Below are 19,429 nucleotides of genomic sequence, written 5' to 3'. Positions count from 1 at the left end.
ATGAGGGAGAAAAGATGGTGATAAAAGCGGCGGGAGTGATGTAGGTACACATGGAAGACGCAGCGATTGGGTTAGGAGGATTTGGGATAGGCTGGAATGAGCAGACGAGGGAGAATCAGGAGACAGCGAAGAACTTGAGTAAATACTATGACGGTAGAGAGATAGAGGCGTACCAGCAGAGAGGGCAGCTGATGTACATAAAAGAGGCGAGGGTGGTTAAACATGTATGTATTGAGTGGTATCTGGAAGCGGTGGGGGATAGAGGCCATAAGTTTGGAAAGCTATATAGTGAGGATGAAGATAACGAGTAAACGAAAGGAGCAAGGGGGGCTATACAAAGGCTGTGTATCATGCTGGTACTGACGGTGGGGCTGTCAGCCGCCGCAGACTGCCAGAGGAAGGAAGAGCCGGGAGTTGTATGTGAGGACGGGATGTTAAACGGATCGTCAGTACTTTGTAAGGATCGCGCTTACCGTGACTGCGGGATAAAAGCCGCGCTGTGGCCATAGAGAAATATTTGCGAAAAACCCTTGCAAATTAGGGCATTTCACTGTACAATTTGATATTGAATGAGATGGAAAAGAGAGGGGCCGGATATGACCCCTCTTTTCAAGGAGCAGCGGTCAAATACACGTGAATTTGGCCTCCGGGGCAGCCGGCATGGACGCTGGACATGCCCCTTTGGTTCGCTGCCTGAGGAAATAAAGGAGCTTAAGAGAAGAAAGGGTTTAAATATGATTAGTGCAAGCAATATATCACTTCGTGTAGGCAAGAAGGCCTTGTTTGAAGAGGTAAACATTAAATTTACTGAAGGAAACTGCTACGGCCTGATAGGAGCCAACGGAGCGGGAAAGTCTACCTTCCTAAAGATTCTGTCGGGCCAGCTGGAGCCTACCAGCGGCGATATTATTATTACGCCCGGCCAGCGGCTTTCCTTTCTGCAGCAGGATCATTTCAAGTATGACGAGTATACGGTGCTTGATACAGTGATTATGGGTAACGCAAGGCTGTATGAGATAATGAAGGAAAAGGATGCCATCTACATGAAGGAAGACTTCACAGAGGAGGACGGCGTCAAGGCAGCAGAGCTGGAGGGTGAGTTCGCATCGATGAACGGCTGGGAGGCGGAATCCGATGCGGAGAGCCTTCTGAACGGGCTGGGCATAGAGACAGAACTTCACTATGCCCAGATGAATACCCTGCTAGGAGCCCAGAAGGTGAAGGTTCTGCTGGCCCAGGCGTTGTTTGGCAATCCCGATATCCTGCTTTTGGACGAGCCTACCAACCATTTAGATCTGGATGCCATTGCCTGGCTTGAGGAATTTTTGATTAATTTTGAGAATACGGTTATTGTAGTGTCCCATGACCGCTATTTTCTGAACAAGGTCTGCACCCAGATCGCTGATATTGACTATGGAAAGATACAGCTCTATGCAGGGAATTATGACTTCTGGGTAGAGTCCAGCCAGCTGATTATAAAGCAGATGAAGGAAGCCAACCGGAAGAAGGAGGAGAAGATCAAGGAGCTTCAGGAGTTTATCCAGAGATTCTCCGCCAATGCCTCCAAGTCCAAACAGGCCACCTCCCGTAAGCGCGCGCTGGAGAAAATCGAGCTGGACGATATCCGTCCCTCCAGCCGTAAGTATCCCTACATTGACTTCCGCCCCTTCCGTGAAATCGGAAATGAGGTGCTTACCGTTGAGCATCTGAGCAAGACCATTGACGGTGAAAAGGTGCTGGATGATATTTCCTTTATCCTGGGGCGGGAGGACAAGGTGGCTCTGGTAGGGCCGAATGAGAGGGCTAAGACGGTGCTCTTTAAAATACTGGCAGGGGAGATGGAGCCGGATGAGGGTACCTACAAATGGGGATTGACTACCAGCCAGGCTTATTTCCCCAAGGATAACAGCTCAGAGTTCAACAATGATGATACCATTGTGGACTGGCTGACCCAGTATTCTCCTGAGAAGGATGTAACCTATGTGCGGGGGTTTCTGGGCCGCATGCTGTTTGGGGGGGAGGATGGAGTTAAAAAGGTGAAGGTTCTCTCCGGAGGCGAGAAGGTACGCTGCATGCTGTCAAAAATGATGATCTCCGGCGCTAATGTGCTGTTGTTTGACGAGCCTACGGATCATCTTGATATGGAGTCGATTGACGCCCTGAACAGGGGACTGATTAAGTTTCCGGGAGTGATTATTTTTTCCTCCCGTGACCACCAGATTGTGGAAACCACTGCCAACCGCATTATGGAAATTATTAATGGTAAGCTGATCGATAAGATTACTACCTATGACGAGTATCTCGCAAGTGATGAGATGGCCCGCAAGAGATTTACTTTTACAGTTGCAGAGAGTGATGAAGCAGACGATTAGGAGCGCCTGCTTGCTCCTTGCACAGGAACGGTCATTCGATGTAATTGTTTTTAGGAGGTAAGGGAAAATGGAGTTAAAAAAGATTGCCAGTTTTACGATTAATCACCTGGATTTGATGCCAGGCATCTATGTGTCCAGGAAAGATCCGGTGGGCGGAGAGATTGTAACTACCTTTGATCTGCGCATCACTGCCCCCAACAGGGAGCCAGTTATGAGCACTGCGGAGATTCATACCTTTGAGCATCTGGGGGCTACCTTTTTGAGAAGCCACAAGGAGTTTGGGGACAGGATTCTTTACTTTGGTCCTATGGGCTGCAGGACAGGCTGTTACCTGCTGATGATTGGAGACTATGAGCCAAAGGATATACTAAACCTGATAATTGAGATGTGCGAGTTTATCCGGGATTTTAAGGGCGAGGTGCCTGCGGCTCATCCAAAGGAATGTGGAAATTATTTGGATCAGAATCCCAACATGGCAGCCTTTTTTGCCAGAAAATATCTGGATGTGCTGTATCACATTGACCAGTTCCCGGAGTCCCGCATGGTGTATCCGGAGTAATACGCTTTGCAGCAGGAAAGGAAGCAGCATGACAAAATTGATTTCATGGAATGTGAACGGGCTTAGGGCCTGTGTGGGGAAGGGCTTTCTGGATTTCTTCCGCCAGATAGACGCAGATGTATTCTGTATACAGGAGAGCAAGCTTCAGGAGGGACAGATCGATCTGGATCTACCTGGCTATTATCAATATTGGAACTATGCACAGAAGAAGGGGTACTCAGGAACCGCGCTGTTTACGAAGGAGGAGCCACTGTCTGTGACCTGCGGCATAGGGCATGAGGCCCATGATACAGAGGGCCGGGTGATTACGGCCGAATTTGGGGATTATTACGTGGTTACCTGCTATACGCCCAATTCCCAGGACGGCCTGGCAAGGTTGGATTACCGGATGGAGTGGGAGGACGTGTTTTTGGCGTATCTGAAGGAGCTGGAAAAGAAAAAGCCCGTTGTTTTCTGCGGGGATTTGAATGTGGCTCACAAGGAAATCGATTTGAAGAATCCTAAGTCCAACCGGAAAAATGCTGGATTTACAGATGAGGAGCGAGGGAAGTTTACTGCTCTGCTGTCTGCCGGTTTTGTGGATACCTTCCGGTATTTCTATCCTGACCAGGAGGGGATTTACTCCTGGTGGTCCTACCGCTTCAGCGCAAGAGCCAAGAATGCAGGGTGGCGTATCGACTATTTCTGCGTGTCTGAGAGCCTTACGGATCGGCTGGTAAGCGCGTCCATCCACACAGAGGTAATGGGCTCCGACCACTGCCCTGTGGAGCTGGTGCTTAAGTAAAAGAACGGACGGCAAGGGATGAATCTGGTAACAATCGGGCCTTTGACAAAATCTTATACAGAGCGGCTGAACTTTAACGATGCTGCATTTTCTATCAATGGGGGGGGGGGGGTAGGCTGAATCGGCATTGGCCGTACAGGGAAATCCACCCTGCTTAAGATTGTGTCAGGACTGGAGAAGCCGGATTCAGAAACGGTAGTGAGGAGCAGGAGCTTTTATATCCGGTACCTTCCCCAGATTCTGCGTATATCTTTGGGCAGGTGACACAGAATTAAAACAGATATGGGAATAACAGCTATTTACTTGTCCAGATTGATACGTGGAAGGAGACCTTCCGGCATAGGCTAGTATGTTATCTGGCGAATCAAAACGACTGAAATTATGAAGGAAACCCAGGAGATTGTAGCTGTAGTGTCCGGTGGCTTCTAGTCCTACTTTTACTTTAGTTAAATCATCTGATCGGATTTGATTCTTTGAAACAGGGAATCGCCCCCCCTCGTGATTGTTAGAAATGGTAAAAGATTTGAATAATGCTTCTCCATTTGAGTTTGGGATAAAGCGGTCGTGCTTGTCTTTGGCAACATCAATTCCGACGTAGATCAAAAAAATGCTCCTTTGAATAGATATTGATACTGTTTAGAACCGCTGGTGCTCTTTGCGCTTCCAACCTTGTTCTAAATAAACTGTCATGTGGTATCTAACTGATTAACAAATATACAAAGAGACTGTGGGCATAGCCTTTCGCAAACCACCAGGTGGTAAGAATGATTAAACAATCCGCAGTATCTCCAACTGTATATCATACAGACCTTGGAGAGGGTCTATAAACACTACTACTTTATAATACGAGGAATGAATATAAATAATGAAAGGGAGCTATCAGATAGAGGAAGCTGACGAGAGCATCTATGGGATGGGAACAACCTCTGTTGCTGGAGGGGTGCACTTTTCGTTTGCTTCCGAGGGAGAAACGGCGGAGCTTTTGTTGTATAAAAATGGAGCGTTAGAAGCGAAAATCCCTTTTCCTGAAAGGGGAAGAATCGGTAATGTGTGGCGTATGACGGTGCTGGGAAACTTTCAGGGGCTGGAATATGCGTATGCTGTGGACGGACGGGAAATTCCGGATCTCTATGGGCGTCAGTTTACAGGAAGGGAGCGTTGGGGCAGCCTGGAACAGCTGGAGCGGCAGATCCGCACTCCAGTTATAGAGGAGGAAGAGCCTTTCGACTGGGAGGACGATAAGCTGCCTCAGATCCCCTATGAGGCATGTGTAATTTATCACATTCACCCCAGAGGCTTTACAAAACATGCTTCCTCCGGTGTAGAGCGGAGGCGGAGGGGAACCTTTGCAGGGATTGGGGATAAAATTCCTTACCTCAAAGAACTGGGGATAACGACTCTGGAAATGATGCCTCCCGTGGAATTTGAGGAGCTTATGACACCATCCCAAAGAGACGAAAGCTCGTTCACGCCGGAGCGGTCTCCAGGAAAGCTGAATTACTGGGGCTATACAAGAGGATACTCCTTTGCGCCTAAGGCATCTTATTGCTCTGGAGAGGCAAAGGAGCCGGTGAGAGAATTTAAACATCTGGTAAAATGCCTCCACAAGGAAGGGCTGGAGCTGGTAATTGAGCTGTATTTTGATGGAAGGGAAGCGCCCGCCTATGTGTTGGATGCGGTGCGCTTTTGGGCACAGGAGTACCATGTAGACGGGGTAAGGCTGGTAGGCTACGCTCCCTTAAAGCTTTTGGGTGAGGACCCTTATCTTAGCCGCTTAAAGCTTTTTGCGAGAAGCTGGGAGGGTGTGAATCCGGGGACATGCAGGCATTTGGCAGAATACAATGAAGGCTTTCTTACGGATATGCGCCGCTTCCTCAAAGGAGACGAAGGACAGTTGGATCATGTGGCATTTCACAGCCGCAGAAATCCCGCCAATATAGGCGTGGTAAATTTCATGGCCAATACCAACGGCTTTACGATGATGGACATGGTTTCTTTTGATTCGAAGCACAATGAGGACAACGGCGAGGGAAACAGAGATGGGACAGATTATAATCAGTCCTGGAACTGCGGCACAGAGGGGCCAAGCAGAGGGAAAAAAGTTCTTCAGCTTCGGAGGAAGCAGCTTCGGAATGCTGTGCTGCTGCTGTTTTTAAGCCAGGGTACGCCCCTGCTCATGGCAGGAGACGAGTTTGGACGGACAAAAAAGGGAAACAATAATTCCTATTGTCAGGATAATGAGATTTCCTGGATAAACTGGGGTCTTAGGAGTACAAATTCGGATCTGTTTGAGTTTGTGAAATATGTAATTGGATTTCGAAGGGAGCATCCGGTTTTTCATATGGATAGGGAGCCGTCCTTGCTGGACTACAGGTCAGTGGGACTGCCGGATGTATCCTACCATGGTGAAAAGGCCTGGTATCCCCAGTTTGAGAAGTCCAGCCGGCAGCTGGGGATTCTTTACTGCGGAAGGTATGGAAGAAAAGCGGATGGCAGCGAAGATAATTATTTTTATGTAGCTTATAATATGCACTGGGAACCACATGAGTTTGCGCTTCCCAATCTGCCTAAAAAGCTGAGCTGGCATATGGCGTTTAACACAGATGAGGATGCGATAAACGGAATCTATCCAGCTGGCAGTGAAAAGCGTCTGGAGCATCAGAGACAGGTGGCAGTTATGGGAAGATCCATTGTGGTGTTAATAGGGAAGGAAGCGGAAGAAAGGAAAGAACGATATATTAAGGCCATAAAGCCAGGTTCAGCATAATGATAAAAAGCCCTTCATAGATTAGAATGGGTACTCTTATGGAGTGCTCCCGAAGATGTAGAACATTTCCGGGGGCATTTTTGTATCTATCAGACAGATTTACTTTAAAGAGGGGAGCAGGGATGGCAGACTGGTTTGAATTGTCGGAGACAGATGTGCTAAAGAAACTTGGATCTTGCAAGCAGGGTATCAGCGATAAGGAAGCAAAAAAAAGGCTTACTGAATATGGGGAAAATGTGCTTACAGAGCAGGGGCGGCTGCAGTGGTGGCAGGTATTTTTGAGCCAGTTTAAGGATTTACTTGTAATCATCTTGATTGCAGCTGCCGCTGTATCCATGCTTACAGGAGATCCGGAAAGCGCTATGGTTATTTTCGCAGTGTTGCTTTTGAATGCGGCTCTGGGTACTGTACAGCACCTTAAGGCGGAAAAGTCTCTGGACAGCTTAAAGGAGCTGTCCTCCCCAGAAGCCAGGGTCATACGGGCGGGGGAAAGCCTTTCCCTGCCATCTGCCCTGGTTGTTCCAGGAGATATTTTGGTACTGGAGACAGGAGATCTGGTAGCTGCCGACGGGCGGCTTTTAGAGGTTAACAGACTTGCGGTCAATGAAAGCTCTCTTACAGGAGAATCCCTCAGTGTGGAAAAGCATACAAAAGGTCTTCGCATTCAGGAAGGGGCTGTGGCTCTGGCTGATAGAACCAATATGGTATTCTCAGGCTCCCTTGTAACATCAGGACGGGCAGTGGCAGTCGTAACGGCTACTGGAATGAACACGGAGATAGGGAAGATCGCCTCTCTTATGAATGACACCAAGGAGAAGAGGACTCCCCTTCAGGTAAGCCTGGATCGCTTTTCGGGAAGGCTTGCCATAGCCATTATATCTATCTGCGGACTGGTGTTTCTTTTAAGCCTGTACCGCAGAGAACCGGTGCTGGATGCGCTGATGTTTGCTGTGGCATTGGCGGTGGCAGCCATACCGGAGGCTTTGAGCTCCATTGTCACCATTGTTCAGGCCATGGGAACTCAGAAAATGGCTAAGGAACAGGCCATTATCAAGGATTTGAAGGCAGTGGAAAGCCTGGGCTGTGTGTCTGTCATTTGCTCAGATAAGACGGGAACCTTGACCCAGAATCGGATGAGTGTGGAAAAGGTTTATGTAAATAATACAGAGCAGGATGTGTCCTGGCTCCAGCTTCACAGAAACAGAACTGACGTAAAAATGTTTCTCTATGGAGCAGTTTTGAATAACAATGCAATTTCCAGGGACACAGGAGACGAGGGGGATCCTATGGAGACGGCTCTTTTGCATATGGCTATGGAGGCCGGAATCCAGCCCATGCAGCTCCGCGTTCAGTGTCCAAGGCTTGGAGAGATTCCCTTTCATTCGGCAAGAAAGCTGATGACTACAGTAAATCAGGTAGAAAGGCAGAGGCTGGTCTTTGTAAAAGGAGCCGTAGACGTGCTGCTGAAGGAATGCTCCCATGTGGCGAATCCGGCAGGAGGCAATCCGTCCGGCATGTCAGACAGAAGAGGGGATAGCCCCTGCGGGCAATCTGGCGGCACGTCTATGGTGCCAGCCCGGCTTCTCTCAGCCTCAGACCGCCAGAAAATATTAAACCAGAATGAGCGATGGTCCTCTAAAGGCCTGCGTGTACTGGCATTGGCTTGCCGTCCGGGAAATGAGGAAGAAGACGGAGGTCTGATTTTTCTGGGACTTACCGCCATGCTGGATCCACCCAGGCCTGAGTCCAGGTCAGCGGTTGCCAGCGCCCGTCAGGCAGGTATCCGTCCAGTAATGATTACTGGAGACCACAAGGTAACTGCCATGGCTATCGCAGAGCGAATTGGCATTTTTACACCCGGAGATGTGGCAGTTACGGGAGGGGAGCTGGATAATATGGGGGAAGAAGCGCTGTCTGGAAAGCTGGAGCATATCTCCGTCTATGCCCGCGTATCCCCGGAACATAAAATCCGTATAGTAAAGGCCTGGCAGAACCGGGGCCACATAGTGGCTATGACTGGAGACGGAGTGAACGACGCCCCTGCTCTTAAAAAAGCAGATATCGGTGTGGCTATGGGCATCACAGGAACGGAGGTATCCAAGGACGCTGCTTCCATGATTTTGGCAGATGATAATTTTGCCACTATCATCAAGGCGGTTGCTAACGGCAGAAACGTATACAGAAATATAAAAAATGCCATTCAGTTCCTACTTTCCGGTAATATGGCAGGTATCCTCTGCGTTCTTTATACCTCCCTCCTTGCCCTGCCTCTGCCCTTTGCTCCGGTTCACCTTTTGTTTATTAATCTTCTGACAGACTCTCTTCCGGCCGTTGCCATCGGTATGGAGCCGCCGGAAGAGGTTTTGCTAAAACAGCCGCCCAGAAATCCCAAGGAGGGAATCCTGACTGCCTCCTTTATACGGGATCTTCTGGTACAGGGAGGACTCATTGCCGCTGCCACTATGTGGGCATACACCATCGGCCTTCATGAGGGCGGGCCTGGGAGAGCCTGCACCATGGCTTTTTCCACTCTTACTCTGGCCCGCCTGTTCCATGGCTTTAACTGCAGAAGCAGCCAATCCATTTTTCGCCTGGGACTGGGCAGCAATCTTTATAGTGTGATGGCATTTCAGCTGGGCGTAGTACTCCTGGCGGCGGTTCTCTTTGTTCCGGGTCTTCAGATTATGTTTGCAGCGGCTGATCTGTCCCTGAGCCAGCTGACAACCATCATATCGGCAGCTTTTTTTCCTACCCTGATTATACAGATTCATAAAATACTAAAAGAATCCATTCACTGACCTATACCACAGGCTGCCTTTACAATGAGTTGGAAGGAGGACATGAATCTATCTTTGTCGATTTCTGAAATAATACCAAAATCGTAGAAAAATTCGGAAAAATGTGATATGGTATTTATAAGATACATTTAACAGCAGGAGGGTAATTGATGAGACTTGTCACATTTGAAATCGAACATAAATCCGGGCTGGGAGTGATCAGCAAGGATGGCAGCTGGGTATTTCCTTTGTCCTCCCTGGATATGGATTACAAAACCATGCAGGAGCTGATTGAAAATGTCAGCGATTCAGAGAAGCAGCTGTTAGAAATAGCGGTAGGCCAAGATCCCTATAAAATAAAAGGAGCCGCTCCCATACAGGAGGTCAGGCTCCAGGCTCCCATTCCTAATCCAAAGCAGGATGTCATATGTCTGGGTATCAATTATATGGCCCATGCAGAGGAAGCCGCCCGGTTTAAGGCGGAGGCCTTCAAAGGAGAAAGGCCCTTTGCCGTATACTTTTCCAAACGGGTGAGTCAGGCTACAGGGCCTCAGGGCGTTATTCCCAGCCACAGAGATATGGTAGAGGACTTGGATTATGAAGCGGAGCTGGCTGTGATCATAGGCAGGGAGGCAAGCCATGTGCCTGAAGATAAGGTTAAGGATTATATTTTCGGATATACGATTATTAATGACGTAACTGCAAGAACCATACAGAACCGGCACAAGCAGTGGTATTTTGGAAAAAGTATGGATGGCTTCCTTCCAATGGGGCCTTGTATCACGACGGTGGACGACCTGCCCTATCCACCCAGGCTTTCCATACAGTCAAGAGTCAACGGAGAGCTGCGCCAGGACGCAAATACGGCTCTGATGATATTTGGCGTGGGACATGTGGTCAGCGAGCTGTCCCAGGGTATGACCCTTAAGCCGGGTACGATCATAGCTATGGGAACTCCGGCAGGCGTGGGAATGGGCTTTGTGCCGCCCAGGTTTTTGAAGCCCGGAGATTTGGTGGAATGTACCATTGAAGGAATCGGAACAATCGCCAACAGAGTGGTTGAATAAGCTTGATGATAAGCCAAACGGATTGCCAAATACAGGAGTATAAATCGACAGGAGGAATAATTAAAAATGGAATATATTCCTATGACCATAGGTAAACAAAAAAATATCGCTCTCATTGCCCATGATCAAAAAAAGCAGGAGCTGATTCAGTGGTGTGATTCCCACAAGGATATCCTTATGAGGCATTTCCTTTGTGGGACAGGCACTACGGCCAGAATGATAACAGACTATACAGGTCTTCCTGTAAAGGGCTATAACAGCGGCCCTCTGGGAGGTGATCAGCAGATTGGAGCCAAAATTGTGGAGGGAAAGATTGATCTGATTATCTTTTTTTCCGATCCTCTGACTGCTCAGCCTCATGATCCGGATGTAAAGGCATTGCTGCGGATCGCCCAGGTTTACGATATCCCAATAGCAAATAATAAGGCAAGCGCAGATTTTATCATTACTTCTCCCTTTATGGATGAGGAATATGAGCATGATATTATAAATTTTAGGCAGAATATCTCCGAACGGGCCAGAACGCTGTAATGCAAAGGTGTATGTTCGGGAATATAATTAAGTGGATAAGGGGGCATCTGGTTTATGGAAAAAACGTTATATGATTTAATGGACTGGGCTGGGATAGAGGAACTGGTATATTCGGAGTCGGCAGCTCCCCAGGATATGCTGGGAGCCCATGTGACAGATAAGGGGCTTTTAATCCAGGCCTTGATTCCAACGGCTGCCAGGGTAGAGGTGAAGCTTGCGCTTACTGGAAGAAGGTATCCAATGGAGCTGGCAGATGAGGCGGGATTTTTTGCTGTGCTGATTCCCCGTAAGAGCGTTACGCCCTATACCCTGATGGTCACCTATGACAATGGCCTTGAGGAGGAGCTTTATGACCCCTATTCATTTGCTCCCCAGTACAGTCTGGAGGAGTTAAAAAAGTTTGAGGCAGGTATCCACTACGGGATCTATGAGAAAATGGGCGCTCATCCAATGACCATTGACGGTGTGAAGGGCGTGTATTTCTCTGTGTGGGCGCCATGCGCTATGCGCGTTAGCGTTGTGGGAAACTTTAATCTCTGGGACGGCAGACGCCATCAGATGCGCCGTCTGGGAGAGGGGGAGGGAAGTGTTTTTGAACTGTTTATTCCTGGCCTGGCAGAAGGGGAAATCTATAAGTACGAGATTAAGACTAGGGCCGGGGTGACGGCGCTGAAGGGAGACCCCTATGCCAACTATGCTGAACTGCGGCCCAACAATGCCTCTGTGGTATGGGATATCTATAAATACCAGTGGAAGGATAAGGAATGGATGGAGCAGCGGGCTAAGGCTTCAGCTCTGGACACGCCCTGCAATATCTATGAGGTACATCTTGGTTCCTGGATGCGCAGAGAAGGGATTCCGGGTGAGAATGGATCGGAATTTTACAATTACAGGGAGATAGCAGTAAGGCTTGCTGAATATGTAAAGGCCATGGGGTACACCCATGTGGAGCTGATGCCGGTCATGGAGCATCCTTTGGACGAATCCTGGGGATACCAAGTTACTGGATATTATGCGCCTACCAGCCGTTACGGAACGCCGGATGATTTTAAGTATTTTATGGATCATATGCACAGCCATGGGATCGGTGTAATTTTAGACTGGGTGCCGGCGCATTTTCCTAGAGACGCCTATGGGATGGCTTCCTTTGACGGAACTTGTGTCTATGAGCATCTGGACCCCAGAAAGGGCTCCCACCCTCATTGGGGCACTCTGATTTATAATTACGGACGGCCCGGTGTATCTAACTTTCTTATTGCAAATGCTTTGTTTTGGGCCAAAGAGTATCATGCTGACGGTATCCGTATGGATGCGGTAGCTTCTATGCTCTATCTGGACTATGGGAAAAAGGATGGCGAGTGGATACCGAATATATACGGAGGTAATGAAAACCTGGAGGCTGTGGAATTCTTAAAGCATCTGAATACAGTATTTAAAGGCCGGGGAGACGGAAGCGTTCTGATTGCGGAGGAATCCACTGCATGGCCGAAGGTTACAGGCACCCCTGAGGATGGCGGACTTGGCTTTGATTTAAAGTGGAATATGGGCTGGATGAATGATTTTACTAAATTCATGCGCTGTGACCCCTATTTCAGGAAGTATAATTATGGGGAACTGACCTTCTCCCTTCTCTATGCCTACAGTGAGAACTTTTTGCTGGTATTCTCTCACGACGAGGTGGTTCATGGTAAGGGCTCTATGATAGGCAAGATGCCTGGAAGGACCTTGGAGGAGAAGGCGCAAAACTTGAGGACTGCTTACGGCTTTATGCTGGGACATCCTGGCAAGAAACTGCTGTTTATGGGGCAGGAGTTTGGCCAGGTATCTGAGTGGAATGAAGGCGCTTCTTTGGAATGGAAGCTTTTGGAGTATCCGCTTCATAGTGAAATGCAGAATTATGTGAAGGCGCTCAATAAGCTTTATCTGGAGCAGCCCGCACTGTATAAGCTGGATTATGAGCCGGAGGGTTTTGAATGGATCAACTGCAGCTATCAGAAGGAAAGCATGGTAATGTTCATCCGTAAGACGCAAAAGAGAGAGGAAACCCTGCTCTTTGTCTGTAATTTTGATAATATGGAGCATGAAAAATTTCGCCTGGGGGTGCCGTTTGCAGGAAGGTATAAGGAAATATTAAACAGCAATGCCAGAACGTTTGGCGGTACAGGCCGTGTGAATGGGAGGGTTAAGACTACGAAAAGGATGGAGTGGGATGAGAGGGAGTACTCTATCGAGATCTATATTCCTCCTATGAGCGTCAGCATCTATACGTGTATCCCGGAGGCTGGGATACCAAAGGCACAGAGAAAAGGAGCACAGCCTAGGCCAGAGCTTTCTAAGCAGGCAGGCCCCAGGAGAGCTGCAACGCAGCCGGCTGTAAAAAAGGGGGGAGGTCGAAAAGGGAGTCCAGGAGAAAGCTGAGATTGGAAATAAAGCTGCCCTGCCTTTCTGAAACAAGGAAACACGGTTCCAAGCACTTCGGCAGTAGGGACCGTGTTTTATGATAATTATTGCTTCTTAATAGTAACGGGTCTGATTCAGGATAGGGGAATAATAAGCTCACCTGTGGAAGCACCTCCGGGGCTTGAAGGCTGGGAGGCTCCGGTTGGGGAGTTGGCAGGAGCGCCCGGCTCTCCTGCGCCTGGTGAGGCAGTGGGAGCGGCCGTAGTGCCGGGGGGTACAGCGGATGGGGCGGTGGTAGGAGCGGCGGTGGTTTCAGAAGCTTTGGAAGTTTCCTCTGCCTTAGAGGATTCCTTGGCCTTGGTGGATTCCTTGGCCTTGGTGGATTCCTCGGCCTTGGTGGATTCCTTGGCCTTGGTGGATTCCTTGGCCTTGGTGGATTCCTTGGCTTTGGTGGATTCCTTGGCTTTGGTGGATTCCTTGGCCTTGGTGGATTCCTTGGCCTTAGTTGATTCTCTGTCCTTTGTAGTTTGTTTTGATTCTGTTTCCTTTGAGGAACTGCTGCCGTTCGTTCCGTTAGTGCCGTCGGAAGGAAAATCCCCGCCTCTGCTGCTGGTATCAATTCCTTCTACGATTCTGCTAAAAGAAGCGCTGCTTATGTTGCCAACATAATCTGAGACAAAGACATTCAGAAGGGAGGTTTCCATCGGAAAAGTCACTTCGCCGGTTTCCTTATTATAGCTGGATGGCTTTAAAGTCTGCTCATTTTCATCTATTGCATAGATGGAATCAAAGTTGATTCCTGATAAGCTGTCTTCTACAGTAAAGCTAAGCTGCCCATTTTCCATTACATAGTTTTCCTGATCAATAGAAGGAGAACCATCGTCCAGTGTGGCGATATGGTCGTATTCCCGATCAGACATGCCGTTCCAGCCTACCACATATATTTCCAGGGTTCCATTGGTTGTAAGGGTGGTGCTGTAGACTCCCTTTTCTTTTTTCAGTTCAATGGGCTTTGATTCCAGAGTAACGGTCATAGCTTTCACTGGGAGAAGCGAACGAACCTTAATAGACAAGTCTACAGTTTTGTAATCCCTGGTATCGGAAACTGTATACTCCACCTTAGGAGTAGAAATAGCCAAAAACAGGATAAACAGGTTTATAAGAATAAAAGGAAGTATGTAGCAGACCAGAGTAAACAGGGGCTTATTATCCTTCCAGGAGCGTTTGGTGTAGGCGTTGCGTTTGCTGCTTCGGCCGCGTTGGCTGTTGTGGGAGCTTAAGGAACGTTCTCCTCTGGGGGCAGAGTAGGATGAGTGACGATTCATGAATATCCTCCTTAGTTATATAAGCACATAAAAATACTTTTATATCATAGCAGAAATTTCCCTTACCTACAAGCTATCTTTTCTTACATATTAAAGAGGAAAATGTTAATGGTGTTAAATAATTCCTAAAGATTTTAGATTGCTATTCAAATTATCTGCCGATTATGGTATGATAAGTGTGATTCCCAATATCACAAGATAAAATAATAGGTAGAAATATATCATCACAAGAAGGAGTAAACCTTATGACAGCGATGATCGAGAGGGCAGCTGCATTTGCAGAGAAGGCACACAGAGGCGCGTTCAGAAAGGGAACCAACATTCCCTATATCACCCATCCTATGGAGACGGCAGTCATTGTGTCGGCCTTTACCGATGACCCGGAGATAATCGCGGCAGCTTTGCTTCACGATGTGGTGGAGGATTCGGGAATAACGGGTGAAGAGCTTGAAACAGCTTTTGGCCGGCGCATTATGGAATTGGTTATGTTGGAAAGCGAAGATAAAACCAAAACCTGGCAGGAGCGCAAATGCTGGACGGTCCGTCATCTGTGTACAGCTTCTATGGAGGTTAAGATGATTGCCCTGGGAGACAAACTGAGCAATATGCGCTGTACCGCACGGGATTATTTGGCTTTTGGGGACGCTGTCTGGCAGAGATTTAACGAGAAGAATAAGGAGAAACAGGCATGGTATTACTGGCAGATTGCTTTCGCCTTAAAGGAGCTGGAGAACCATGTTTATTATAAAGAATATGTTCTGCTTTGTAAGTCTGTATTTGGCGAGTGGCAGCCTCGTAAAGATGATGAAGTGAAAGCTGAAAGGAGCAGATAAAATGAAAGGGAAAAAAAGAAGGCTAAGGGTTTTGGCAGCCGCATTAACTGCCGGAATCCTTTTTGGTATACATGGGATAACCGTTTATGCCGGTACGACTGGTGTGGGCAGCTTTTCAGGGACACATGGAGGACCGGGAGCAGTGAAGTGGCAAGAGGAGCAGGCAGGTCAGCAGCCTAAGGAGCAGGCAGGCCAGAGCCAAGTACGGCAGCCCCAGGAGCTGGCGGACCAGAGTCAGGGGCAGCAGCCGGCACAGCTGGAAACACCTCTGGAGGTAAATTACAGCGGGTTTGCTGCTGCTCAGGGCTGGACTGCAGTGACGGCGGATAATGGGAGCTGTGTGGGCGGTGATGGAGTCTGGATCACTGCGATGCGAGCAAATTTGATTCAAATTCCCCAGGCTGTTCAGGTGGGAATCCGTTATCAGGTGAATTTAAGTGGTTCTGGTTGGTTGGACTGGGCAGAGGACGGAGAGGAGACTGGCAATACAGCGGGCATTATGCCTTTGGAGGCTATACGGATGGAGCTGACAGGAAGCGGCGCGGTGCAGTACGATCTGTATTACCGTGTGCTTCAGAACGGTGCATGGACAGATTGGGCTGCCAATGGCTCTGTTGCAGGAGTGGAAGGAGCAGGTCTTAGGATAGACGGGTTCCGTGCCTCTATCACCCCGAAAGGAGCGGGAGCTCCCCCAGAGCCGGCGCCTGTCCTGCCAGCCATTGATCCTTCAAGGCCCATGATTGCTCTTACCTTTGATGACGGCCCCAGGACATCTGTAACCAGCCGTATTCTGGACAGCCTGCAGGCCAACGGAGGTAAGGCTACCTTCTTTATAGTTGGAGCTAATGTAAACAACAATAGGGGTGTGGTTAAGCGGATGGCAGAGCAGGGTTGCGAGGTGGCGAATCACACTCATGATCATAAGTATATTACTAAAATTAGTGATGGGGAAATTGTAAGCCAGCTTGCCTTAACTAACCAAAAGATAGAGGCTGCCTGCGGTGTATCACCGGTTCTCATGCGTCCCCCAGGAGGATACATTAACGCCCATTCTCTGTCAGTGGTGAAAAGCCTGGGCATGCCGGCCATTATGTGGTCTATCGATACCAGAGATTGGCAGCATAGAAATGCACAGAAAACCATTGATACGGTTTTAAGCCAGGTAAGAGACGGGGATATTATTCTGATGCATGATATTTACAGCACTTCTGCAGACGCAGCTGTTGTGCTGATACCTGAGCTGACAGCCAGAGGCTACCAGCTCGTAACGGTCAGCGAGCTGGCTGCCTATAGAGGCGGCGCTGCTGCAGGCCATAAATACAGCCAGTTTCGTTAGTCCGAAATCATTTTATAATTAATTAAAAGACGCCGCTCTTTCAGATAAAGGGCAGGCGTCTTTTTCGAGAATCTTTAGTTTTAGCTTGATTAATCCCCCTAGCTGAGGTATAATATGACTATAGGACAGCTGATTCTGATGTCCTTCTGTGCAGCGGCGCAGGTGTGGGTTTCTTTCTGAAGTCCGCAGGATTCCCAGAGTAGGTGAAATAGAAGATGCCTCTTGTACCTTGACAATATTACAGGGTTTGCTATGCATGTATATTCCTGTTCGTTTGAAGGAGGGAATGCGATGAATGCTTATGGAATGAAATATACTGTGTATACTGTCCTGACAACGCTTTTGTGTATAGCTGCTATTGCAGGAACCTGCCGGGGGAATACGGCAGCCTTGCATCAGAGCGAGGAAACGCTGTCAGAGGAAAGCGCACAGGCAGTCAAAGGGAGCCTGCATAGAACCAGAACGCTAGAAATGGAAGAGCTGGAGACACTAGAGGGGCCTCCAATGTCCTATTGGGGGCAGGATGGCAGAGAGTATGAGCTGAGCCATTGGAAGATAAAGAAAATTCCAGGCTGCAGGCTTAACAGGAAAATGGAAAAGCGGGTTATCTATGCTGGCGTAGAGGGAGCAGAAGGATTGCCGGAGTCTATAACCATTACAGAGGAAGAAACCGGCGTTCCTGCAAAGGGAGAGCTTTCTGTCCGGGATACCAGAGTGCTTAGGGAGCAATGGCAGGAGGGCTTTTCAGTCCCAGTTACCTTTCATTCCTATGGGGCTGATGAATATGAAGCGGGAAGTTTGACCATATCCGGTGAAAATGTTCTTACCAATACGGATGAACTTGCAGGGGAGCTGCTTTCTATGATGAGCCTTTCGCCCAGGGACTACAGAATCCATTCAATCGAATGGTCTGGGGAGCCTTATATGGACGCTTCCGGACAGGTATGCCGTCAGGCTATGGCAAAAGGAGACAAGCTTTTAAGGGACTATGAGATTACCTATGAGGGAGAGATAAGCTGGATGAAGCCAGTCTCTTATGAGATGGAAATGGTTTACCGGCCAGTGGTACAGCACAAGGGTATGGTAGAGTCTGAAGAGGCACTGCCGGTTTCCAAGCCGGCTCCCACACCTGTGGGAGAGACAGAGAAGGGTCTCCTTTGGATACGCAGCGGCTTTATCATTACCGTTGCCGCCAGCCTTATGGGAATCCTTGTGGGAATTGTGCTGCTACTCATACTATGTGAAAGACAAAGAAGAGAAAGAAAGCGCGGCAGGTACCTGCCGCGGATAAAAGGCTAAGGCAAGCAAATAAATATGTGGTAAACGAAAGGGATGGAAACAATAATAGATCCTGTATATGAAGAATGGACGAATTACAGAGAGCCTACAGAAGCTTTTGCATATTCTCTTTATAAATTTTAGGAAAAATTAAAGAAAAAGACATAGTAAAAACATTGGTTTCGTAGTAAGATGTATCATGAATACAGCAGAGAGAAGGGTAGCTGCTGTGTTCCGATTCATGGTAATGAGCAACAGACGCAAAAAAGAGGAGATTGAATTATGAAAAAACAATATTTGGCAATTACTGGATTAGCGGTAGCGCTGGGTATAACCGCATGTTCATCGAAACCAGCAGAAACTGTAGCTCCTGCTACAGCTACCACTACAGCAGAGAGTGCCCCTGCAGAAGAGGAGCTGGAAGAGAAGTATTTTTACGGATATGTGGACAGCGTTACAGGCGATACGGTTACTATTACTTCCGATAATGGAACCACAGCCAAGTTTGATGTTTCTAAGGCAGAGGTTTCCGGCGCAGAGGAAATTGGAGTCGGTGATGAGATTGAGATCTTATTTTTAGGTGATATATCGAGTGACACGACCGAGGCTAAGTCTGTGGAAATCATCACATCAGCAGCTGCGGAAGCAGAGGAGAAAGCAGCCGAAGAACAGGATCAGGCAATAAGCGGCACCATTGAAGCTGCAGATGATGATACGATCACTTTAAAAACAGAGGACGGAACATATACGTTCAATGGAAAAATTGCTCAAAGAGTGACAAAGAATGGCATCAAGGCAGGGGTTAAGGCAGAGGTGACTTATTATGGTGACCTGGAGGATCAGGAGGATAAGCCGGTAGCAACCAGAATTGTAACTGAGGACGCAGCTGATTCTGCAGAAGCTAAGGAATATACATTGACAGGAAAGGTTGCAGAGGTAAATGCTGATTTCGTGGTCATAGATACTAAGGATCCTGACAATACCCTGTTCACCTTCTCAGGAAGCGGAATGTTCGAGGGCCTGGCTGTGGGAGATACCGTAACCGTTATCTATGAGGGAACTCTTACGGATAGAACGATCATGGCTATTGGGGTAAAATAACTGAGTAATTGGATCACCCTCCCTCAAAGTCCGGTAAACGTAAATTTAGGCAATGAGAATTGGAGGGTGCAGCAAAATACAAAGGCGATAGCAGATGGAAGCGAAAGTAGCCTCTTTAAAACTGAAAACACGGCTCCAAATGTCTTTTTAAGGGATTTGGAGCCGTGTTTTATTGTTAGGGCAAAGCCCTGTTTACCAATGTGGAGTTTTTCGCTGATCCGAAAAACGGAACTTTGGAAAACGAATAAACCACCTGCTATGCAGGTGAGTTAGTATTGCTTCAGCTTACAGTAAAAAAC

Annotated in this window: 16 protein-coding genes; 14 read left to right on the top strand and 2 right to left on the bottom strand. The window is 48.1% G+C overall.

Going from position 1 to position 19,429, the window contains the following annotated elements:
* Nucleotides 1-50 precede the first annotated feature (50 nt).
* The 5 genes from FYJ39_RS11380 to FYJ39_RS11360 all read left to right on the top strand — a co-directional run bounded on the left by FYJ39_RS11380 (nucleotide 51) and on the right by FYJ39_RS11360 (nucleotide 3,715).
* Nucleotides 51-311: a hypothetical protein gene (locus FYJ39_RS11380; RefSeq protein ID WP_154472587.1), complete on the top strand. Its 261-nt coding sequence runs from the start codon at nucleotides 51-53 to the stop codon at nucleotides 309-311.
* A 39-nt stretch (nucleotides 312-350) separates the two neighbouring features.
* On the top strand, nucleotides 351-509 hold the full coding sequence (locus FYJ39_RS11375) for a hypothetical protein (RefSeq protein WP_154472586.1): 159 nt from the start codon (nucleotides 351-353) through the stop codon (nucleotides 507-509).
* 225 nt (nucleotides 510-734) lie between these two features.
* The gene (locus tag FYJ39_RS11370) at nucleotides 735-2,372 is read left to right on the top strand and encodes an ABC-F family ATP-binding cassette domain-containing protein (protein ID WP_154472698.1); all 1,638 of its coding nucleotides are present in this window, start codon (nucleotides 735-737) and stop codon (nucleotides 2,370-2,372) included.
* A gap of 67 nt (nucleotides 2,373-2,439) precedes the next feature.
* Nucleotides 2,440-2,931 carry an S-ribosylhomocysteine lyase gene (locus FYJ39_RS11365; protein ID WP_154472585.1) on the top strand — a complete coding sequence of 164 codons (492 nt, stop codon included), beginning with the start codon at nucleotides 2,440-2,442 and terminating at the stop codon, nucleotides 2,929-2,931.
* A 28-nt stretch (nucleotides 2,932-2,959) separates the two neighbouring features.
* Nucleotides 2,960-3,715, top strand: coding sequence for an exodeoxyribonuclease III (locus FYJ39_RS11360; RefSeq protein ID WP_154472584.1), 756 nt, complete (start codon nucleotides 2,960-2,962; stop codon nucleotides 3,713-3,715).
* Between the two features lie 186 nt (nucleotides 3,716-3,901).
* Here FYJ39_RS11360 and FYJ39_RS21215 read toward each other — a convergent pair whose 3' ends face one another.
* A complete protein-coding gene (locus tag FYJ39_RS21215; RefSeq protein WP_195840420.1) occupies nucleotides 3,902-4,318 on the bottom strand; it encodes an IS110 family transposase in 417 nt (138 codons plus the stop codon).
* A 262-nt stretch (nucleotides 4,319-4,580) separates the two neighbouring features.
* Between FYJ39_RS21215 and FYJ39_RS11350 the strand changes: the two genes are divergently transcribed.
* From FYJ39_RS11350 to glgB, 5 genes are all read left to right on the top strand, one after another.
* On the top strand, nucleotides 4,581-6,482 hold the full coding sequence (locus FYJ39_RS11350; RefSeq protein ID WP_154472583.1) for an alpha-amylase: 1,902 nt from the start codon (nucleotides 4,581-4,583) through the stop codon (nucleotides 6,480-6,482).
* A gap of 122 nt (nucleotides 6,483-6,604) precedes the next feature.
* The gene (locus FYJ39_RS11345; protein ID WP_154472582.1) at nucleotides 6,605-9,280 is read left to right on the top strand and encodes a cation-translocating P-type ATPase; all 2,676 of its coding nucleotides are present in this window, start codon (nucleotides 6,605-6,607) and stop codon (nucleotides 9,278-9,280) included.
* Nucleotides 9,281-9,429: 149 nt separating this feature from the next.
* Nucleotides 9,430-10,326 carry a fumarylacetoacetate hydrolase family protein gene (locus FYJ39_RS11340; RefSeq protein WP_154472581.1) on the top strand — a complete coding sequence of 299 codons (897 nt, stop codon included), beginning with the start codon at nucleotides 9,430-9,432 and terminating at the stop codon, nucleotides 10,324-10,326.
* A 66-nt stretch (nucleotides 10,327-10,392) separates the two neighbouring features.
* Complete coding sequence (locus FYJ39_RS11335) at nucleotides 10,393-10,857, top strand: methylglyoxal synthase (RefSeq protein WP_154472580.1); 465 nt, start codon at nucleotides 10,393-10,395, stop codon at nucleotides 10,855-10,857.
* Between the two features lie 54 nt (nucleotides 10,858-10,911).
* Complete coding sequence (glgB, locus tag FYJ39_RS11330) at nucleotides 10,912-13,275, top strand: 1,4-alpha-glucan branching protein GlgB (protein WP_353847233.1); 2,364 nt, start codon at nucleotides 10,912-10,914, stop codon at nucleotides 13,273-13,275.
* A gap of 116 nt (nucleotides 13,276-13,391) precedes the next feature.
* Here the strand turns inward: glgB and FYJ39_RS11325 are convergent, their stop codons facing one another.
* Nucleotides 13,392-14,582, bottom strand: coding sequence for a hypothetical protein (locus FYJ39_RS11325; RefSeq protein ID WP_154472579.1), 1,191 nt, complete (start codon nucleotides 14,580-14,582; stop codon nucleotides 13,392-13,394).
* A gap of 245 nt (nucleotides 14,583-14,827) precedes the next feature.
* Between FYJ39_RS11325 and FYJ39_RS11320 the strand changes: the two genes are divergently transcribed.
* The 4 genes from FYJ39_RS11320 to FYJ39_RS11305 all read left to right on the top strand — a co-directional run bounded on the left by FYJ39_RS11320 (nucleotide 14,828) and on the right by FYJ39_RS11305 (nucleotide 19,130).
* The gene (locus tag FYJ39_RS11320) at nucleotides 14,828-15,415 is read left to right on the top strand and encodes an HD domain-containing protein (RefSeq protein ID WP_353847232.1); all 588 of its coding nucleotides are present in this window, start codon (nucleotides 14,828-14,830) and stop codon (nucleotides 15,413-15,415) included.
* 1 nt (nucleotide 15,416) lies between these two features.
* Nucleotides 15,417-16,751, top strand: a complete 1,335-nt coding sequence (locus FYJ39_RS11315; protein ID WP_154472578.1) for a polysaccharide deacetylase family protein — start codon at nucleotides 15,417-15,419, stop codon at nucleotides 16,749-16,751.
* Nucleotides 16,752-17,042: 291 nt separating this feature from the next.
* Nucleotides 17,043-18,050, top strand: a complete 1,008-nt coding sequence (locus tag FYJ39_RS11310; protein ID WP_154472577.1) for a hypothetical protein — start codon at nucleotides 17,043-17,045, stop codon at nucleotides 18,048-18,050.
* Between the two features lie 261 nt (nucleotides 18,051-18,311).
* Nucleotides 18,312-19,130, top strand: coding sequence for a hypothetical protein (locus FYJ39_RS11305; protein WP_154472576.1), 819 nt, complete (start codon nucleotides 18,312-18,314; stop codon nucleotides 19,128-19,130).
* Nucleotides 19,131-19,429: the final 299 nt, after the last annotated feature.

Origin of the sequence: Clostridium porci (assembly GCF_009696375.1) — a bacterium.
GTDB classification, from domain to species: Bacteria; Bacillota; Clostridia; order Lachnospirales; family Lachnospiraceae; genus Enterocloster; species Enterocloster porci.
Note: the sequence above shows the minus strand (reverse complement) of the source record. Positions and strands in the feature narration are given on the sequence as shown.

Coding starts and splice junctions, on each gene's coding strand:
- FYJ39_RS11350 (WP_154472583.1), top strand. CDS start 4,581: ATGAAAGGGAGCTATCAGATAGAGGAAGCTGACGAGAGCATCTATGGG.
- FYJ39_RS11325 (WP_154472579.1), bottom strand. CDS start 14,582: ATGAATCGTCACTCATCCTACTCTGCCCCCAGAGGAGAACGTTCCTTA.
- FYJ39_RS11320 (WP_353847232.1), top strand. CDS start 14,828: ATGACAGCGATGATCGAGAGGGCAGCTGCATTTGCAGAGAAGGCACAC.
- FYJ39_RS11340 (WP_154472581.1), top strand. CDS start 9,430: ATGAGACTTGTCACATTTGAAATCGAACATAAATCCGGGCTGGGAGTG.
- FYJ39_RS11335 (WP_154472580.1), top strand. CDS start 10,393: ATGGAATATATTCCTATGACCATAGGTAAACAAAAAAATATCGCTCTC.
- FYJ39_RS11380 (WP_154472587.1), top strand. CDS start 51: ATGGAAGACGCAGCGATTGGGTTAGGAGGATTTGGGATAGGCTGGAAT.
- FYJ39_RS11370 (WP_154472698.1), top strand. CDS start 735: ATGATTAGTGCAAGCAATATATCACTTCGTGTAGGCAAGAAGGCCTTG.
- FYJ39_RS11365 (WP_154472585.1), top strand. CDS start 2,440: ATGGAGTTAAAAAAGATTGCCAGTTTTACGATTAATCACCTGGATTTG.
- FYJ39_RS11305 (WP_154472576.1), top strand. CDS start 18,312: ATGAAAAAACAATATTTGGCAATTACTGGATTAGCGGTAGCGCTGGGT.
- FYJ39_RS11360 (WP_154472584.1), top strand. CDS start 2,960: ATGACAAAATTGATTTCATGGAATGTGAACGGGCTTAGGGCCTGTGTG.
- glgB (WP_353847233.1), top strand. CDS start 10,912: ATGGAAAAAACGTTATATGATTTAATGGACTGGGCTGGGATAGAGGAA.
- FYJ39_RS11345 (WP_154472582.1), top strand. CDS start 6,605: ATGGCAGACTGGTTTGAATTGTCGGAGACAGATGTGCTAAAGAAACTT.
- FYJ39_RS11375 (WP_154472586.1), top strand. CDS start 351: ATGCTGGTACTGACGGTGGGGCTGTCAGCCGCCGCAGACTGCCAGAGG.
- FYJ39_RS11310 (WP_154472577.1), top strand. CDS start 17,043: ATGAATGCTTATGGAATGAAATATACTGTGTATACTGTCCTGACAACG.
- FYJ39_RS11315 (WP_154472578.1), top strand. CDS start 15,417: ATGAAAGGGAAAAAAAGAAGGCTAAGGGTTTTGGCAGCCGCATTAACT.